The organism is Endozoicomonas sp. OPT23 (assembly GCF_009653635.1).
Taxonomy (GTDB): Bacteria; Pseudomonadota; Gammaproteobacteria; order Pseudomonadales; family Endozoicomonadaceae; genus Endozoicomonas_A.
On sequence record NZ_PPFD01000009.1, the window covers coordinates 87,827 to 105,477 of the forward strand.

The following is a 17,651-nucleotide window of genomic DNA, read 5'->3' on the forward strand; positions in this document are numbered from 1 at the left end:
GCGCTTCACCGCCATCAAGGCGTTCATCGGTTGTCAGGGTACGGGCTTCGTTATCGAGCATCACCGGAATATCATCACGAATAGGGTATGCCAGACCGCAGGGGCGGCAAACCAGCTCAGCTTCATCCTTACGATAGTTGAGGTCACCTTTGCATAATGGGCAGGCGATAATCTCAAACAGCTTCTTATCCATGGGAATCCTTGTTTGACCGCGACTGCGGCCCTTTGGTTTCAATCAGAGTCAAAATTCGTTCAAACACCGATTCCGGCATATGCGCCTGAACCGGCAGATACCAGAGCTTGTCGTTACTGTAAGTCCGGCATTTTACCGCATCTTTCGCCGTCATCAGTACTGGCAGCTCATCGCCAAACTGCAGGTCCAGCTCAGAGAAATCATGGTGATCAGGAAACGGGTGTGGAATAACCTCGTAACCTTCCTGCTCCAGCGTCAGGAAAAAACGCTCCGGATTACCGATACCGGCAACACCATGAACCTTACCTTTTTCCGGTGGCTCAGAACCTTTTCCCTTGATCACAGGCTTCAGGTCGTCCGGTTGCAGATAAAAACTGTCAAAAGCAACATCCAGCTTTTTCTGCGCCTGGCCATTGACCAGTACCAGATCAACCGTTTCCAGTCGTTCCGGCAACTCTCGCAAAGGCCCTGCAGGCAAGCTTAACTGGTTGCCCAGCATACGGGCACCATCTACAACGGCCAGCTCAATATGTCGCACCAGATTATAGTGCTGAAGGCCATCATCGGCGATGATCAGGTCGCAATCAAACTGCTCAATCAAGGCTTTGGCAGCAGACACTCTGTTAGGATCAACCATCACCGGAATGCCAGTCTGACTGGCCAGCATGACTGGCTCATCACCGACACTCTTTGGATCAGAATCCGCAGTAACTGACAGAGGATAATTTAAAGAACTGGAACCAAACCCCCTGCTGGCAATACCGGGGCGATAACCTTCAGACTGCAGTCGTTTAACCAGACTGGCCACCACCGGTGTTTTGCCAGTACCGCCAACAGAAATATTACCGACCACAATCACCGGCACAGAAGGTTGCCAGCGATCAGACGCCAGTTTTTTACTTTTCTGCTGCTGGGCAATGCGTTGATAAAGCCAAGAGAGCGGTAGCAACAGGCGGGTCCACCCTCCTGTGCTGTACCATGATTTAAGAACCGAGTCGCTGAAACGATCTTTCCAGCGACGGGATTCGATAGACATCAGTTAGCAGATTCCTTGGGCTGGCGGGTTGTCATACTGAGATTGGCAAAACCCAGCTGGCCGGCAGCGTCCATGGCAGTCACCACAGACTGGTAAGGTGTGTTGGCATCAGCGGTAATAATCAGTGGCAGATTGGTATCACCGTCACTGACCTTGGCCAGTGCATTCTTTAACGTGTCCAGACTGGCATTGACCAGAGACCTGCCATTAACAGCAAAATCACCGCTCTTGCTGATGGAGATTTCCACCTGATTATTCTGAACCTGTTCACGCTGCTCACCACTGGCTTCCGGCAAATCGATAGCCAGCTGGGTTTCCTTGGTAAAGGTCGTAGAGACCATAAAGAAAATTAGCAGCAGAAACACAACGTCAATCAGAGGTGTCAGGTTCAGCGACACCTCTTCCGTGGACTGGCGACGAAACTTCATCACTTGCCCTCGCGGTCTTTCAGCTTACGCTCACCCTGTAAAACTTCCACCAGCTTGATGGCTTCCTGCTCCATGGTCACTACCAGTTCATCGATGCGACGCATAAAATAACGATGGAAAATCAATGCCGGAATAGCAACGGACAGACCCGCTGCAGTAGTGATCAGAGCCTTGGAAATACCACCCGCTAGAACACCGGCATTACCGGTACCTTCGAGCATGATGACAGTAAAGACATCAATCATACCGATAACGGTACCCAGCAGACCTAACAAAGGTGCAATCGCTGCGATAGTACCCAGAGGATTCAGAAAACGTTCCAGGTTGTGAATCACTCGACCTGCCGCTTCTTCAATACTCTCTTTCATGATCTCGCGACCATAACGGGCATTGCCGATGCCGGCAGCCAGGATTTCACCCAGCGGAGATTCTTCTTTCAGGTTGCTGACTTTCTTGTTATCGAGATCATTATTCTTGATCCACTTCCACACCTGCGAAAGGGTATTCTTAGGCGCAATGCGGGAAGGTCTTAAAGTCCAGAGACGCTCAAGCACAATGGCCATGGCAATAACAGAGCTCAGCAGAATAGGCAGCATCAGCCAGCCGCCGGATTTCACCAATTCGAACACAGCGTATTCCCTATCATTTTAATCATCAAACTCTACCACAGAGTCTTGTTGTGTGACTATTGAGCCAGCAGCGATTAGTAGCCATAAACAGTTTATCGCCACCAGTAGTAGTTATATTGTTGTCGGAATGACTTAATTTCATCAAATCCGGCCCCAAGAATAAACGACAAAGTACCTGATTTCGCTGTATTTTTCAGATCAACACCCAATTCTTTTATACGCTCAAGCGTTGCCTTTGCCGGGTGCCCGAAACGGTTGCCATAACCCGCTGACACCAACAGCTGACTGGCAGATACTTTTTCAAGAAAACGGCTCGAGCTCGAGTGTTTACTACCATGATGAGGCAACAGCAAAAAATCAGATGGATTAATCAAACCGTCAGAGACCAAAGCAGCCTCTTTCTTTCGACTGATATCACCCGCCAGTAAAATACTTCTACCATTCTGAGCGGTTATTTTTAATACGCAGGAACGCTCGTTGCTTTTTAAACCGGGCTCGCTGCCGGATAGAACCTCAAAACGAACATGATCCCAGCGCCACTGTTCACCTCTATTACAGTGGCTGATATGACCACTGTAATGACCCACAGAAGATCCAGCCACTACCGGCACGCCAGGATACCTTTTCAGCAGAGCCGACAAACCACCGGAGTGATCTTCATCACCATGGGATACCATGATCAGATCCAGCTGACTGATCTGCTCTCGGGCAATATAGGGAATAATAGTGCTACTGGCGGAGTTAAAACGCCCCCTGCTGGCGACTCCTGTATCATAAAGCATGGCATGGTTATGGGTCTGAATCAGAACAGAGAGCCCCTGCCCCACATCGATCACACTGACTTTGGCTTCCCCTGTTTCTGGCACCGTTTTCACAGGAAACAGCCAAGGGGAAAGAAAAAAAAGAACCAGCCAGCGCAGCTTTAAGGTTGATACAGACAACAAAAGTAAAACAGCCACCGAAACGAAAACCAGCTGCCAGGGCTCACAACTCAACACTGGCAAAGACAGATCGTTTTCAGATAACCAGGCCATGACCTTACCCCAGCCCGCCAGAAATACTTCCAGCAGCATCAACAAAAAAGACGACAAAGGCTCGAAAAACATCTGCACTGTAAGCGCCAAAAAAGCCAAAGGAAGGACAACCATCCCAAGCAGAGGAATCGCCAGCAGATTTATCAGTGGTGAAAGTAGGTTTACTGTTTGCTGGTTCTGCATCAATAAAGGACTGAGCATAAAGAATACCCAGAGCTGTGGTCGAAGCCATTGCATCGAAATCGACTCACCCTCCCTGACTCTGCCACAGCAGCCATAAAGCAAAATGGCAACCGCAGCAAAGGAATACCAGAAACCAGCACTGGTAGCAGCAAGAGGCTCGATTAATAACACCACAGCCATTGCCAGAAGGTACAAAGTCGAAGGTCTTGCTTTTATTCCGAGCAATGGTCCGGCCAGAACCACAGATGTCATGACTAACGCTCGCTGAACCGGAATATTAAAGCCTGCCAGGAGCGCATAACCAAACGCCAATATTAAAGACGTTATAGAAGCCAATACTGGCAGGCTGACAACTCGAAGAGGAATCAGCCCTGTCCTTGCCAGAACCAGAACTAACCAGAACCCTAGTACCGCCACCATGCCAATATGCAAACCGGAGATCACCATCAAGTGGGTCGTGCCGGTATTGTTAAAGTTATCCCACTGTTGTTGAGACAGCCCTGATTTATCGCCAATCAAAATAGCTGACAAAACAGCCGCATTATCAGGGCTGGTGCTTTGCTGAAGCCAGCCTCTGATCGCTGAACGGATAGTTCCAACACTCAGACTCTTCGACCCGGATAGTAACTCACCTTCTTTTACATAACCAACGGCAATCACACCTTCTCTCGCTGCCCAGGCTTCCCGGTCAAAAGCACCCCTACTGTAACTTCCTCTTGGGTGCCTCAACCTGACTTTTAACTGCCATTCCTGATCAGGCATCAACTCCGATGATCGATACCAGCTAAGCCAGAGCTTTCCTGGCAGTTGTTTTTCACCACCGATTTCTTCGGACAAGAACTGAAATCGAGTCAAGCCGCTTGAGCCAGAAGGCAGCCCTGAAACCTTACCCTTGATAAACAAATCTTTACCTTCAAGCGCAGACGGCAACCACTGTTTTTGAAGTAATATTCCATGAGCCGTACCAACAATGAAACCAATCAGAAAGAATGCGGTCATACTAGTGAAAGCTTGTAGATCTATACCTGCAATATTGACCAATACGATCAATAGCAGCATCAGCAGGCCGATAGCCATAACCAGTGGAAGAGGTACGGTCAGAGGTAGAAATACACTGATCAACAGGCCAGCAATAAAGAAGCTCAAGCTGTCACGAAGATTTATAGGTCTTATAGCTGGTGTTATAGAGAGTTTCATACAATCTGTGCATAATGGCCTACCTTATTGGGCAGCAAGCGCAGTCGCAATCAAGATGCCACACGTCAATAAACGACCTGTACAAATCAGTACACTGCGCGTTTGGCATACAGGATAGCTGCTCTTTCACATGAAGCAGCCTGTATCTTGATGATAAACAATCGAACCCTGCTTTTATTCAGCAGAGTTCTTCCCGGACAACTCAATGTCTGGTGGCAGTAGAGAGAGATTTTTACGGGCATGGCAAGGAAACTGATACAGCGCTACCTGCCGGATCCTGGATCCATCAAGGAAAACAAGTACCTTCGTTTTCTGGGTAGCACCATTGAAGATGCCAACCTCTGGCACCTGAACCGGCGATCAGCCGCCATGGCTTTTTTCGTCGGTATTTTCTGTGCGTTTATTCCCATACCGTTTCAGATGGTGGTTGCTGCGACCCTCGCGGTCTTTCTGCGCTGCAACCTGCCGTTGTCTGTTGCACTGGTCTGGATTACCAATCCATTGACTATGCCGGCCATTTTCTATTTTACCTACAAAGTCGGTTGTTATATCCTGCATATCCCTGTCAGTGAAACTCCGTTTGAGCTGACACTGCACGGAGTAGGCGTGGAGCTGGCAAGAATCTGGAAACCGCTGTATCTGGGTTCCCTGATTTCCGGCCTGATTGGCGGTACCTTTGGTTACCTGCTGATTCGTCTCTACTGGCGCTGGAATGTTGTGAGTCACTGGCGTCAACGCTGCAAGCGCAGGCAAGAGAAGTAAGTTCCCGACCAGCCTGTTTTCATTTCTTTCGATTCAACGTTATCCGAATAAAGTCATGCAAAGAAGCTTTCAAAAGCGTAAGCCCAAGCTGGAAGGCCGTGGTGTGCTGGAAAATGTCAGTACTGATGGCCCTCACAGCGACTGGCTGGGTATGCCCGATTACTACATCCATACACTGACCGTGGCCGGTGACGAGTACAAATACCTGACAGCTGATAAGCAGCTGGATGTAAACGAAGGTGACACTGTCGTCTTCCGCTACAAGGAACAGGGTAATGACAAGCGTATCGACAAACGTTCACTGGGGATCTACATCGATCCCAGTCAGTACAATCTGTAATCCTGTAAATCAAGACTGGCCTTTCCGGCCAGTCTTGATTTAATTAAACCTTCATCATCTTAAATTAAAATAATACGTTAAACCTACTTTCAACAAGTGCATTCATATTCATTTATTTGCCATTACTATTCACATCCCCTACTTTTTCTTTTGATTGAATAATTTAATTATTAAATAAATTAATAAGGATCACTTATGAAAGCCAAAACATTGGCCGCTTATATTGTCGGAAGCATGTATATTATATGCTGTAAGAGCATAGCTTTAGAGGCACAACAAAAATCAGACGTAACCTTTGATTATCAATATAATAATCAAAATGATGATTCAGAATTAGAAATCTCAGCCCATTCTAATAACAACAATAATGATCAATGGGGAGTATATGGAAAACTGTTTGAATACTGTGATTCTCAAACAAAAAAAACAAACAAATTAATATTCACAATAAAAGACTTTGAGATAAGCGACTCAGTTATTCGGAGTACGATAAAAGTTGGTTCCCAAACAGCTGATTGCAATATTGTTTCCAGAAACTATGAAGATGGCCAATATCGATTCGCTTATTCTTACCCTGGATTCAGACCCAATATAATCAATGAAGCTGATCATTCCTGGAGTCGAATTCCAAACTCAGAATTACAAAGTGGTTATCCCGCCCCTGAAATGGTGAAATACAGCCTTTCTCGCTCGCCACTGGAATCAGGACTTGGAACAAAAATTAATACTTTCAGAGTTGAAATACCTAGAGATGCTGAGGCAGAAAACATCGAAGGCATAATCGCACTGAGATTTTTCACATTCTCTAGGGTATTTAACCTGATTGTCAGAGAGTTCCAGGGTTCTGTGATCGAGGGAGCAGAGTTTACTCAGGGCTGCTTTGGTAATCAACTCGTAACCTCCTGCAACCAGGAGACTGAAGATGCTTTAAGTATCTCTGGATTGAGTTCGACAGAATGTACAGTCAACATGGTCATTAAGCGAAATGACTACCTCGCAGGTCTCAGAAGTAATAATAAATACCTGCACTCGGTTACAATAAGCTCAATAGGTACAGATTCTGAAGAAACACTGATTGCAGAGTTTGATCTTTTTAGAAACAGTGATGAAAACAGTCAACTTGAAACGCCTTTGAGTGATGAACAGATAGCTATAATTAACGACCACCCCGAACAGTTTGCAATCAGAGATGCCAGTTTCTTCTCCGAAGAAAAAGATTTGATTTCACTATCAATAAGTCTTCCTCACGTTACTGATTCAAACATTAAAGTCACCCTGAATAAAAACAGCTTTGGGAGTTCATGCTCTGATAGCAGCACTGATTCAATTTCCAGTGCAGAAAGAGAATGCTACAGCAATTATTTCTCTGTAGCTTTGCAAGATCAACCTTGTCACCATACTGATGTTTCAACGATGGACAGAAGATCCCCACCCCTCCCCTCTCAACAAACGGCTACTTACCCGGAACCCAAGCCCGCTTATAACTCTGCCAGGACAGTCAATTCCAGAAACAAATTATTAGGCGCATTGCTGTTACTGCCCTTAACAGCTGGACTCTATTTCAAATAATAAGTCTTATGTTCATAGAAAACTGATTCAGAAGATCAATCATTTCCTAACTTATACTAAGAAGGCCAGTTAATTTAACCGGCCTTTTTTATTTTCTTCTTCAGTTTCTCATCCGTCTATAACCAGTGTGCCCTGATCTAGTCGGCAGACTCTATCCATCTGCTTCGCCAGATTCATATCGTGCGTCACCACCACAAAGCTTGTTGTCAGCTCCTCACTCAACTTTTTCATCAAGTCATGAACCTTGGTCGCTGTATTAGGATCAAGGTTACCGGTTGGTTCATCCATAAACACCAGGTCAGGCTGAGTGACCAACGCCCGGGCAATAGCCACACGCTGTCGTTCACCGCCGGACAGCTCACCCGGCTTATGCTTCGCTCTTGCAGCAATCCCTACCAGATCAAGCATGGCCATGACATTTTCCCTGATCTCTTTGACACTCTGGCCTTTTCTCAACAGCAGAGGCATGGAGACATTTTCCAGCGCCGTGAACTCTGGTAACAGATGGTGAAACTGATAAACAAAACCCAGGTGAAGGTTACGCAATCGGTTCTGTTCCGAATCTTTCATTTCAGACAGTTTGTGGCCACACACTCGCACTTCACCGCTCGAGGGCTTATCGAGTCCGGCCAGCAATTGTAAAAGAGTCGTTTTACCGGAACCCGAGCTACCGACAATTGCGACACGCTCGGATGGGTTAATAGTCAGATCAACGTCTTTCAGAACCTGCAGTTTCTCAGGTCCTTCGTCATAGCTTTTAGCCAGCCCGATACATTGCAGTACAGCGGCTGTTTCCGCAGTCATTACATTAGTCATAACGCAGGGCCTCCGCAGGCTGTGTTTTGGAGGCTTTCCATGCAGGGTACAAAGTAGCCAGGAAACTCATAGCCAGACCGGCCACGCTGATAATCCACACATCACGCCACTGCAGTTCCGATGGCAGATAGCTGATAAAGTAAACATCAGGGCTCAGGAATCGAATACCCAACAGAGACTCAAGACCGGAAACAATTTCAGAAACATTAAGTGCGGCAAGAATACCCAGCCCAACGCCTAACAAAGTACCAATCACACCAATCAATGAACCCTGAACCATAAAGATGCCCATAATGGTTCGAGGGCTGGCACCCAGCGTTCTAAGGATCGCAATATCCGACTGTTTATCTGTCACCACCATCACCAGAGTGGAGACAATATTAAAGGCGGCAACAGCAACAATCAGAGTCAGCAGCAAACCAACCATGGTTTTTTCCATCTGGATAGCCTGAAACAGCTGACCCTGTGTTCGAGTCCAGTCCTGAACGTAGTAACGTCCCGGCAACTGCATGGCCACTTCCCAGGACAGCTTTGGCGCCTGGAACAGATCATCCATTTTCAGACGAACGCCTTCCACACCTTCCGGAATCCGCATAAAGCGAGCGCCGTCCTTGATATGGATATAGCCAAGCGTGGAATCCACTTCAGCGCCAACAGAGAAAAGCCCGACAATGGTGAAACGTTTAAGCCGGGGGAATACACCAGCAAGGTTTACATTGGCTTCAGGCAGAACCAGAGTGACCTTGTCACCGAGAGTAACGCCCAGATACTGAGCCATCAGCTCGCCCATTACGATGCCAAACTCGCCGGGCTGCAGCTTGTCCAGATCACCCTGCACCATATGGTCGTTGATGATAGAGACCTTCTTTTCATAAGTCGGGTCAATACCGTAAACCATGGCACCACGAACCACATCGCCGCTGGTCAACATGCCCTGGCCATCAACAAAAGGCGCAGCAGCAACCACACCTTCTGTTTCAGTTGCCTGCTCAAGAATGCCCTGCCAGTCATCCATACCACCATTGGCTGCAGTGATGGTGGCATGAGGCACCATCCCGAGAATGCGCTGTTTCAGCTCCCGGTCAAAGCCGTTCATGACTGACATGACAATGATCAGAACCGAGACACCCAGTGTCAGCCCCACCATCGACATAAGAGATATGAAGGAAATAAAATGATTCCTTCGCTTGGCCCGTGTGTACCGGAGCCCGACAAAAAAGGGTAATGGTCTGAACATTTAGGAATTATAAGGAGTCAATGGTTTGTAAGTTGGTTATTATAACCCGATCAAACAGCCGCGAAGAAACGCTGTTTTCAAACCTTTACTCGAAACGGCTCTTCGCCCTCGTTCCACAGCCAAGGCTGGTGTAAATAATCATGAACTTTCAACTGATCAAAACAGTTGCCCTTCTCCCATTTCTTCTGGTCACTTCGGTGTCAGCTCAGGATTCCATCGCCGTCCCCGTTGGCAGCCAGTCAGCCGAACTCAGAAGCACTATTCTGATTCCCAAATGGGGTGAAAGCATGCAGTCGGTAGAAGATCGTCTGGGCGTACCCCAAGGCTCTGAAACCATCGGCAAGCCAGCCATCACCAGCTGGGTCTATGCGGATATAACGGTTTATTTTGAAGGTAAAACTGTGCTTAGAACGGTTGTTCATCACAAGAAAACTGAATCTACTGGTACCAGTATTGCCAGAAGCTCAACTGAAAAGGCTTCGAACTAGGAAAGTCTCAACTAGAAAGGCTTCGAATCAGGAAGGAATCAAAAGCGCAGGCTTAGCTCTGCGCTTTCTTGGTATTAAAAACTGTGTATCAAACTCTACAGATTATCCGCGATGCATGATCTGCCAGCTTCTGTGGATATTATTACGACGCTGGAAGTCCTTATCAATGGTCTGAGAACTGATCTCTTTCACATCAAACAGTTCTTCCAGTTTTTCATCCAGCACAAACTTGCGATAGTTGTTTGAGAAGTAAATAGTGCCATCCGCACTCAGACGCCTCATGGCCAGCTCAATAATTCGCTTGTGACTGCGCTGAACATCAAAGACACCATCAAACTTTTTGGAATTCGAGAAGGTCGGTGGATCGATAAAGATCAGATCGTACTCACTGTCGTCTCTTTCCAGCCACTGCATGCAGTCAGCACGTTCCATACGGTGACGCACTTCACTGAGACCATTTAACGCCAGGTTCTTTTTACCCCAACCAAGGTAAGTGTTTGACAGGTCAACACTGGTAGAAGAGCTGGCACCACCCATAGCGGCATGAACAGACGCTGTGGCGGTGTAGCAGAACAGGTTAAGGAAACGCTTGCCTTTGGCTTCCTTCTGAATTCGCATGCGCATCTGACGGTGATCCAGAAACAGACCGGTATCCAGATAGTCATGAAGGTTCACCAGCAAACGACAACCGCCTTCGTTCACTTCCAGCATACGGCCTTCTTCACCCTGACGGGTGTACTGGCTGCTGCCAGACTGACGTTCACGACGCTTGAAGATAACCTTCTTCTCTGGAATGCCCAACGCTTCAGGAATCACGGTCAACGCTTCCAGCAGACGCTCTTTGGCCTTTTCTTCATCAATGGTTTTTGGCGCAGCGTATTCCTGCACATGCACCCAGTCGCGATAAACGTCGATGGCCAGAGAATATTCCGGCATATCCGCATCGTACAAGCGGTAGCATTCAATTTCGGCACGTCGCGCCCATTTGCCAATGGTCTTGAGGTTTTTTCTCAGACGATTGGCAAACATGGTTGCACCTTCGGAGACAAAGGTGACTTCACGGTTTTCAACAGGCTGCAGTTGTTTGCGTTCGATGGTCGCTTCACGCTCTTCGCGCTCACGCAGATCGTACAGAAACAGTTTGCAGGGAATCGCACCGTTAAACAGGGCGTAATTTTTCTTCGGACCCATGCCGAGGTTTTTGGCCAGCTTGGGAGAACCGGTGAATATGCCTGCTTCCCAGCCCGGGCACTGAGCCTTGAGCTTCTCACCCAGATGCTTATAGAGATAAACCAGACTGGCTTCATCACCCAGTCGTTCACCGTAAGGCGGGTTGCAAAGAATCAAACCGGCTGGCAGTTCCTGATCAACAACAAAATCTTTCAATTCCTGTTGTTCCACAGAAACCAGCTTACCCAGCCCCATACGTTGCAGGTTACCCTTGGCACGATGCGCCACTGAACCCAGACCTTCAAAACCAATGATCTGTGAAGTGACAGCAGCCAGGCCCGCTGTACGACGCTCTTTGGCCTCTTCCAGCACCGTCAGCCAGACCTTGGGAACATGCCCCATCCAGCGGTCGAAACCGAAACGGGCACGACTCAGGCCCGGTGCGATGTCAGCGGCAATCATGGCACCTTCAATCAACAGAGTACCGGCACCACACATTGGGTCGATCAGCGGCTTACCTTCTTTGGCCAGTTCAGGCCAGCCGGAACGGATCAACAGAGCTGCGGCAAGGTTCTCTTTCAGCGGCGCTTCGCCAGCTTCCAGACGGTAGCCACGCTGGTGCAGACTCTGACCGGACAGGTCAATGGCAACAAACGCGGTTTTACCACGAGCATGAACGTTTACCCGCAGGTCAGGGTTAGAAGCGCTGACATTAGGGCGCCAACCGTGTTCATCACGGAGCTGGTCAACAATAGCGTCTTTGACCACCTGAGAACCAAAACGGGTGTGATTGATGTCCGGTGTTTTACCGGAAAAGTCGACTCTGAAACTGCTCTGACTATCGAGATGATCGTCCCATTCGATGGATTTTACGCCATCGTACAAATCTTCTTTGGTCTGACTGTTAATTTCTGTCAGCCTGAGCAGGACACGACTGGCCAGTCGGGACCAGAGGCAACTGCGATAAGCTACCTCCAGGCTGCCCTCAAAGCTGACACCGGCAACAGTTTCCTGTACGCCTTCTGCGCCAAAGGTTTTAAGTTCATCCGCAAGCAGCATTTCAAGCCCTTTTGGGCAGCTGGCAAACAGGTTATGTAAAGACGTAGACATTGCCTTTATTCCGAAAATAGTTAAAAACTGGCAGACTGATCAGAATTAATTTCTCGACAGTCTGAGCATATTTAGTTAGAAATTAGGGTGTTAGACGCAAGAGGCTGTTCCAATGATGAGAAGACAAAAAAGGGATATGACTGACAGAGCGTTCACCAAGGGATACCAGATTGGTGTTTCCGGACGCTCCCGGGATATCTGCCCACATACGGAACCCCACCTGCGCCAGGCCTGGCTGACAGGCTGGCGGGAAGGCCGAGTAGACAACTGGAATGGCATGGTTGGTGTCTCCGGCCTGCACCGGGCCAATGAAACCATTCACCTTTAAGTTGTTGCTTGACTCAACCTTTTAACTCAACCTTAAGGTAAGCCCCTAACATCAGGGGCTTTTGTTTGCCTGTCGCTTTTATCTCATCAGGAATCGCAGGAGTAAACGGCTTCTGCAGCTTCCCGAATCAGGGACGGCCCCTTGTAAATAAAGCCAGTATAGAGCTGAACCAGACTGGCACCGGCTTTTATTTTATCCGCTGCGGTACGGGCATCGACTACACCGCCAACACCGATAATAGGCAATTTTCCAGACAGCTCTGAAGACAGCAGTCTGATTACTTCGGTAGAACGATCACTCAGTGGTGCTCCGCTCAAACCACCCTGCTCTGCGGCATGTTGTAGACCTGTTACTGCATCACGGGACAGCGTTGTATTGGTAGCAATGACACCATCCAGTTCAAACGCCACCAGCTCCTGAGCAATACCGGCAATCTCTTCTTCGGTCATGTCCGGAGCAATTTTGATGGCAATAGGCACTCGGCGACCGTACTTATCGGTCAGCAGCACCTGTTCTTCCTTCAGGGCGGCCAGCAGGCTTTTCAGGGCATCACCAAACTGCAGGGCTCTCAGTCCCGGTGTATTGGGTGAGGACAGGTTAACGGTCACGTAGCTGGCGTGAGCATAAACCTTGCGCAGGCAAGCCAGATAGTCGCTGTTCGCATCTTCTACCGGAGTATCGAAGTTCTTACCGATATTAATACCGATAATGCCCTGATAATCGCACTTGCGGACGTTCTCAACCAGGTGATCAACACCCTTGTTGTTAAAACCCATGCGGTTGATCAGTGCCTGTTTCTCGGGAATACGGAAAGCTCTAGGCTTGGGATTGCCCGGCTGAGGTCTCGGTGTCACGGTTCCCAGCTCGATATGACCAAAGCCCAGATCACCAAGGCCATCAATGCAGTCAGCGTTCTTGTCCAGACCAGCGGCCAGGCCAATCGGGTTATCAAAGGTCAGCCCCATAACGGTTCTGGGACGGGAAGGCACTGCCGGAGCCAGCATTCGAGACAATCCCAGTCTCTGACCGGCACTGATCATCTCCAGTGACACATCGTGAGCATTTTCCGCAGAAAGACAGAACAGTAACTTTCGACCCAGCTGATACATGAAGCGCCCCGGCATGTTTTTCCAATTAAACCGGCAGAATTATACGCACTCATTCCACTAAAACCAGATCAGCCATGATTTTTTATTACTTTTCGTTCTAGATAGTCTCCCTTTACCCTCTGTCACTCACTGCTGCTGACACTGCTGTCAGGGTCACTAACTAATTGAAGAACTCTTTTTATATAAGCCCTGTCTGAATTTGTAACGGAACACATTATGCATTGCAGGGGGAAGCAGCATGAAAACAGGACAGACCACAACGACGCCAACAGACATTACTCAATCATTCACAGTCCAGCAGGCTGTTGAGCAAGCCTCTATTCAGGCTGATGTCTTCCATTCTGTAAGAAGCTCCTTCACCCCTTCAGCAACTTCTCCTCAGGACGCCAAGGTTCTGAATCGTGAGGTTACCCACACTACCGAAACCGAACTGCCTGTCGTTGCAACTTGCGCTACCTGGGCTGAGTGGTTCTGGAATCTGCTGGCAGAATTCAAGGACACCTCTACAGACCGCGAACTGGAAACCCTGTCTCACCCCCACGGTATCCTGGGCCGTATTCTGGCGAAGAAGCCTGTAGAAGGTAAAGAACTGGCCGCCAAGCGTCTGGACGCTCTGCAAGCGGCTGTTGAAAAGGCCAGCCAGGGCTGGTGGCTGACAAGCAGCAAGACTGAAGCGATGACTTCCCTTAACCAGCTGCGTGATCTCCTGAACGCTGGCCAGCACAATGAATTCCTCCAGCAACTGGCTGCGTTTGAAACCAAATACGGCTACGGTAGCTTCGAAACCATCCTGAACGGACACTTTACTGGCAACGAACTGATTTCCCAGATCGACCCGGTTTCTCCTATCAAATACAGCCAGCTGCAGGAAATGGTTGATGCCAACGCTTCTGACGAGACTCAGGAAACCAACACAGACATCGCTTATGACCTGCTGACAAACGGTGAGGTTCCTGCTCTATGGAGTCTGACCAGCCATGATGCAGCTCTGGCAGAGATGATCAGAACCCGCCCGGAAGTCGCCAAAGAGCTGCTGATCGACCTGCTGGCCAGAAAGGCCAGAACCTGCAAGCAGAACGGTTCTGAAACGTTTACTCAGGTTGCCACTCTGTTAGGTAAGGCGAGAGATCTGGATACATCTGAAGTAGTTGCCTTTATCGAGCAACTGAACAACCCACAGCTGATCACAGAGTTGGCTGTTTCCGCGACCAGCGTCTGTGTAGACGCCCACCACGAAGCTATCACCAGCATCGATATCAGAAAACTGAACGAACAGGGCCTGGCCGAGCTGAAGAGCAAGGCAGGCGAATTTGCCAAGCTGGACACAGAAATGCTTAAGGACACTACTTTCGGAACTGAACACCTGACCGAGATAAAGCCTTTGTTCAATGCTATCAAGGTTGCCCAGTTACTGCAGGCTGACCAGAAAAAGCCTCTGAGCGAGCGCGTTTACATGTTGAGACTGCCGACCATCACCCGTCTGGTCGAGCAACTGGGCAGCACTGGTAACAGCCCTGAGCAGCAGCTTTACAAGGCCGCCGAAAACTATCAGCAGCGCATGATTGCCTACACCATAAGGCCAACGGCTAAGGCCCGCCTTGCTTTCCAGCAGGCCAGATTCGATTTCAATGTGGCTCAGGAAGAAGCTTTGATGGCTGAAGCCAAGGCTCACCTGGACAACGACCAGCTGGAAGCGGTTCTTTCTACCGGCAGTTACGAAGGTAACAGAGACCTGCTGATCGAAATGGACAAGGTATTGCAGCGCAGCACTCCGGTTCGCCCCGTAGCCAGCAAGAAATCCGCTTACTACCAGCTCGGTGCTAACAAGGTATGGAAGAACAGACCTACTGTTCAGCAGCGTCTGGCTGACCTCCAGCACAAGAAAGACCTCAAGGAATGCGGTTATTCTTTCACTACTCAGCTGGGTGCTTTTGCCAGCAGCAACGTTAAGCGCCTGCCAGCAGCTGCTGACGCAGCCGGACAGGTTGTAGCCGCTATCCTGAAAGCGCCTCAGTCACTGAAGGCCCTGAAAAACGCTGAAATCAGTGTCTGGAGCATCCTGTCTACCAGCGCACAGGCGACCTCTGCCCTGAACGCCAAGACCCGTGCAGTTCTCGAGTCCACCCTTAAGGTTGCCGAGCGTAACCCGGTATTGTTCAGACGTATGGCTGGCGATTTCGCCCAGAGCGGACAACAGCTGCTGTCTGTATTCGGACTGGCTGACTCAGGTCTGATCAGCACGCTGCAAACCCGCCTGCAGGCCGAAGCTACGGCTTCCGTCTTCGCCGGCGACATGCCAGTAATCGAGGAGCTGAGCCCTGAAGATATCGAAATCATGAAGAACTTCCAGTTCCTCTGCGACCTCGGCAAGGCTGCTTTCGTAGCAACCACTACCGTAGCTGCAGCACAGAACTTCGCTTCCAACACTCTGGCTTCCAGAACCGGCTATGTTGTAGGCGGCCTGACCGGCGCAGTAGTCGGTGGCATGGCTGGCGCCGCAGCCGGTGCTCACATCGGTAACTATGCAGGTGCCGCTATCGGTACCGCTTTCAAGGTTGGCAGCGCAGTCGCTACCCGCGAAGTGGTCAACCACATGGAAGGAAAGACCCTGAGAGCCGTCAACAAGCTGGCTAACTACGGTCCACTGGCTCCGTTCTCAACCTCTGGCTGGGAACAGCTGGGACAATTCAGCCGCAGTGTTGCCCAGAAGCAATCTTATGCTCAGGCAGCTGCCAACAGCATTCTGGCTCCAGTAACTTACCGCCTGACTCGTTTGAGCTCTGCCATCAGCGGTGTCATTAACAGGGAAGCAGGCGCTGGCTGGAATCTGGCCTCGGAAACCTTCAAGTGTGTACTGATCGCAGGTGGAGCAGCCGCTTCTGCCAGTGTTGTCGGCGGCATCATGTTCCACACCGGCATCCTTACTATCGCCATGAGCCCATTCATTGGTTCAGCTCTGGGTACTCTGGCTACTGCCATGATCAGCAGCTACGCCTTCTGCACTTTCGTAAACAGAATGGAGTGCGGTATCGAAGGTATCAGCGCTGCCCTGACAGAACTGAACCAATTGCTGATACCAGCAGGCTCTATGCAAGAGCGTGATGTTGAAGCAACTTGCAGAACTGAAGCAGAAAAAATGGCTAAAGCACTGGCCAGCAACAACGTTTACCAGAACTTCCTGAACGAAGAGCTGGCTAAAGAGATCGGCACTCGCTTCTGGGACAACTTCAGCACATCCGCTGATCAGGAGCTGGTAAAAGAAATCACTGAAAGCCTGGAAAATGAATTAGCAGAGACAGAACAGGAGCGCCTGGAAATTGCTGAAGACCTGTCAAAAATGGCCCAGGCTATGGAACTGCTGAAGAAGTACCAGGACAAGGTTGAAGAGTTACAGGACATGGAGACCTTTACAGCATTCTCCGACCAGTTGAAGAAGCTGGACATCGAGTGTCTGCCAAACAGAGACCGTGTTCAATACTTCATGCGCGATCAAATGCTACAACTGAGCAAGACTATGGAAAGACTGGCCGGAACAGATGAGCTGGACACTGACCTGGTCAGCATTCAGCAGCACCTGAGCACAAGACACCTGAATATCCTCAAGGGCGACTACCTGCAGAGAGTCGTAAAGGTGTCTCAGCAGGCTCTGGCCGACATCGAAATCGACCGCAGCAAACTGAACCTGCCAGAAGCCAAAGAACTGGCTGATGCTGAATTAGACGTTAAAACCAGAACGCACGAAACACTGGTAGCCCGCGAGACTGAAGCCAGAAAAGAAAGCCTGCAACTGGCCGTGGCTGGTGTAGCAAAAAGACTGTGGCACGGAAAGACACAGGGCAACCTGGCTAACGTATCAAAGGAAGCTTTAGCTGCAGCCTACAACCAGGAAAAGCAACTGGTTCAGGACACACAAATGGCCCGTAAGCAACAGTATCAGGCACAGTGGGAAAAGCTGGATATCCCTGTCGATGTTCGCAAGCAATTCTCTACAACGGCTGCAGCTTCAGCCTGATCCACCTGTT

General features: G+C 49.3%; 14 protein-coding genes and 1 pseudogene. 6 read left to right on the forward strand and 9 right to left on the reverse strand.

Annotation, left to right across the window (positions count from 1 at the left end):
- Positions 1-10: 10 nt before the first annotated feature.
- From EOPP23_RS19820 to EOPP23_RS19840, 5 genes and pseudogenes are all read right to left on the reverse strand, one after another.
- Positions 11-193, reverse strand: a pseudogene (locus EOPP23_RS19820) (Trm112 family protein); the annotation flags it as partial.
- On the reverse strand, positions 186-1,229 hold the full coding sequence (gene lpxK, locus EOPP23_RS19825) for a tetraacyldisaccharide 4'-kinase (protein ID WP_153767736.1): 1,044 nt from the start codon (positions 1,227-1,229) through the stop codon (positions 186-188). The pseudogene EOPP23_RS19820 and the gene lpxK, both read right to left, overlap by 8 nt.
- On the reverse strand, positions 1,229-1,657 hold the full coding sequence (locus EOPP23_RS19830; protein ID WP_153767737.1) for a biopolymer transporter ExbD: 429 nt from the start codon (positions 1,655-1,657) through the stop codon (positions 1,229-1,231). The genes lpxK and EOPP23_RS19830 overlap by 1 nt, the downstream gene beginning before the upstream one ends.
- Positions 1,657-2,286 carry a MotA/TolQ/ExbB proton channel family protein gene (locus EOPP23_RS19835; RefSeq protein ID WP_370514837.1) on the reverse strand — a complete coding sequence of 210 codons (630 nt, stop codon included), beginning with the start codon at positions 2,284-2,286 and terminating at the stop codon, positions 1,657-1,659. The genes EOPP23_RS19830 and EOPP23_RS19835 overlap by 1 nt, the downstream gene beginning before the upstream one ends.
- 92 nt (positions 2,287-2,378) lie before the next feature.
- Positions 2,379-4,700, reverse strand: coding sequence for a DNA internalization-related competence protein ComEC/Rec2 (locus EOPP23_RS19840; protein ID WP_153767738.1), 2,322 nt, complete (start codon positions 4,698-4,700; stop codon positions 2,379-2,381).
- A gap of 240 nt (positions 4,701-4,940) precedes the next feature.
- Between EOPP23_RS19840 and EOPP23_RS19845 the strand changes: the two genes are divergently transcribed.
- From EOPP23_RS19845 to EOPP23_RS19855, 3 genes are all read left to right on the forward strand, one after another.
- The gene (locus EOPP23_RS19845) at positions 4,941-5,462 is read left to right on the forward strand and encodes a DUF2062 domain-containing protein (RefSeq protein ID WP_153767739.1); all 522 of its coding nucleotides are present in this window, start codon (positions 4,941-4,943) and stop codon (positions 5,460-5,462) included.
- Positions 5,463-5,517: 55 nt separating this feature from the next.
- On the forward strand, positions 5,518-5,802 hold the full coding sequence (locus EOPP23_RS19850; RefSeq protein ID WP_153767740.1) for a hypothetical protein: 285 nt from the start codon (positions 5,518-5,520) through the stop codon (positions 5,800-5,802).
- Between the two features lie 195 nt (positions 5,803-5,997).
- Positions 5,998-7,371, forward strand: a complete 1,374-nt coding sequence (locus EOPP23_RS19855) for a hypothetical protein (RefSeq protein WP_153767741.1) — start codon at positions 5,998-6,000, stop codon at positions 7,369-7,371.
- A 108-nt stretch (positions 7,372-7,479) separates the two neighbouring features.
- Here the strand turns inward: EOPP23_RS19855 and lolD are convergent, their stop codons facing one another.
- Complete coding sequence (lolD, locus tag EOPP23_RS19860) at positions 7,480-8,187, reverse strand: lipoprotein-releasing ABC transporter ATP-binding protein LolD (RefSeq protein WP_228550811.1); 708 nt, start codon at positions 8,185-8,187, stop codon at positions 7,480-7,482.
- Positions 8,180-9,424 carry a lipoprotein-releasing ABC transporter permease subunit gene (locus EOPP23_RS19865; RefSeq protein WP_153767742.1) on the reverse strand — a complete coding sequence of 415 codons (1,245 nt, stop codon included), beginning with the start codon at positions 9,422-9,424 and terminating at the stop codon, positions 8,180-8,182. The genes lolD and EOPP23_RS19865 overlap by 8 nt, the downstream gene beginning before the upstream one ends.
- 140 nt (positions 9,425-9,564) lie before the next feature.
- Between EOPP23_RS19865 and EOPP23_RS19870 the strand changes: the two genes are divergently transcribed.
- Positions 9,565-9,912 (forward strand): phosphodiesterase, encoded by a 348-nt coding sequence (locus EOPP23_RS19870; protein ID WP_153767743.1) that lies wholly within the window; start codon positions 9,565-9,567, stop codon positions 9,910-9,912.
- A 102-nt stretch (positions 9,913-10,014) separates the two neighbouring features.
- On the opposite strand, the gene rlmKL is transcribed toward EOPP23_RS19870, so the two are convergent.
- Entirely contained in the window at positions 10,015-12,192 is a 2,178-nt protein-coding gene (rlmKL, locus tag EOPP23_RS19875; protein WP_153767744.1) for a bifunctional 23S rRNA (guanine(2069)-N(7))-methyltransferase RlmK/23S rRNA (guanine(2445)-N(2))-methyltransferase RlmL, read from the reverse strand.
- A gap of 115 nt (positions 12,193-12,307) precedes the next feature.
- Here rlmKL and rmf point away from each other — a divergent pair, with 115 nt between their 5' ends.
- Positions 12,308-12,520 (forward strand): ribosome modulation factor, encoded by a 213-nt coding sequence (rmf, locus tag EOPP23_RS19880; RefSeq protein ID WP_153767915.1) that lies wholly within the window; start codon positions 12,308-12,310, stop codon positions 12,518-12,520.
- Positions 12,521-12,606: 86 nt separating this feature from the next.
- On the opposite strand, the gene EOPP23_RS19885 is transcribed toward rmf, so the two are convergent.
- Positions 12,607-13,629, reverse strand: a complete 1,023-nt coding sequence (locus EOPP23_RS19885) for a quinone-dependent dihydroorotate dehydrogenase (RefSeq protein WP_153767745.1) — start codon at positions 13,627-13,629, stop codon at positions 12,607-12,609.
- Positions 13,630-13,867: 238 nt separating this feature from the next.
- Here EOPP23_RS19885 and EOPP23_RS19890 point away from each other — a divergent pair, with 238 nt between their 5' ends.
- Entirely contained in the window at positions 13,868-17,641 is a 3,774-nt protein-coding gene (locus tag EOPP23_RS19890; RefSeq protein WP_153767746.1) for a hypothetical protein, read from the forward strand.
- The last annotated feature ends 10 nt before the right edge of the window (positions 17,642-17,651 follow it).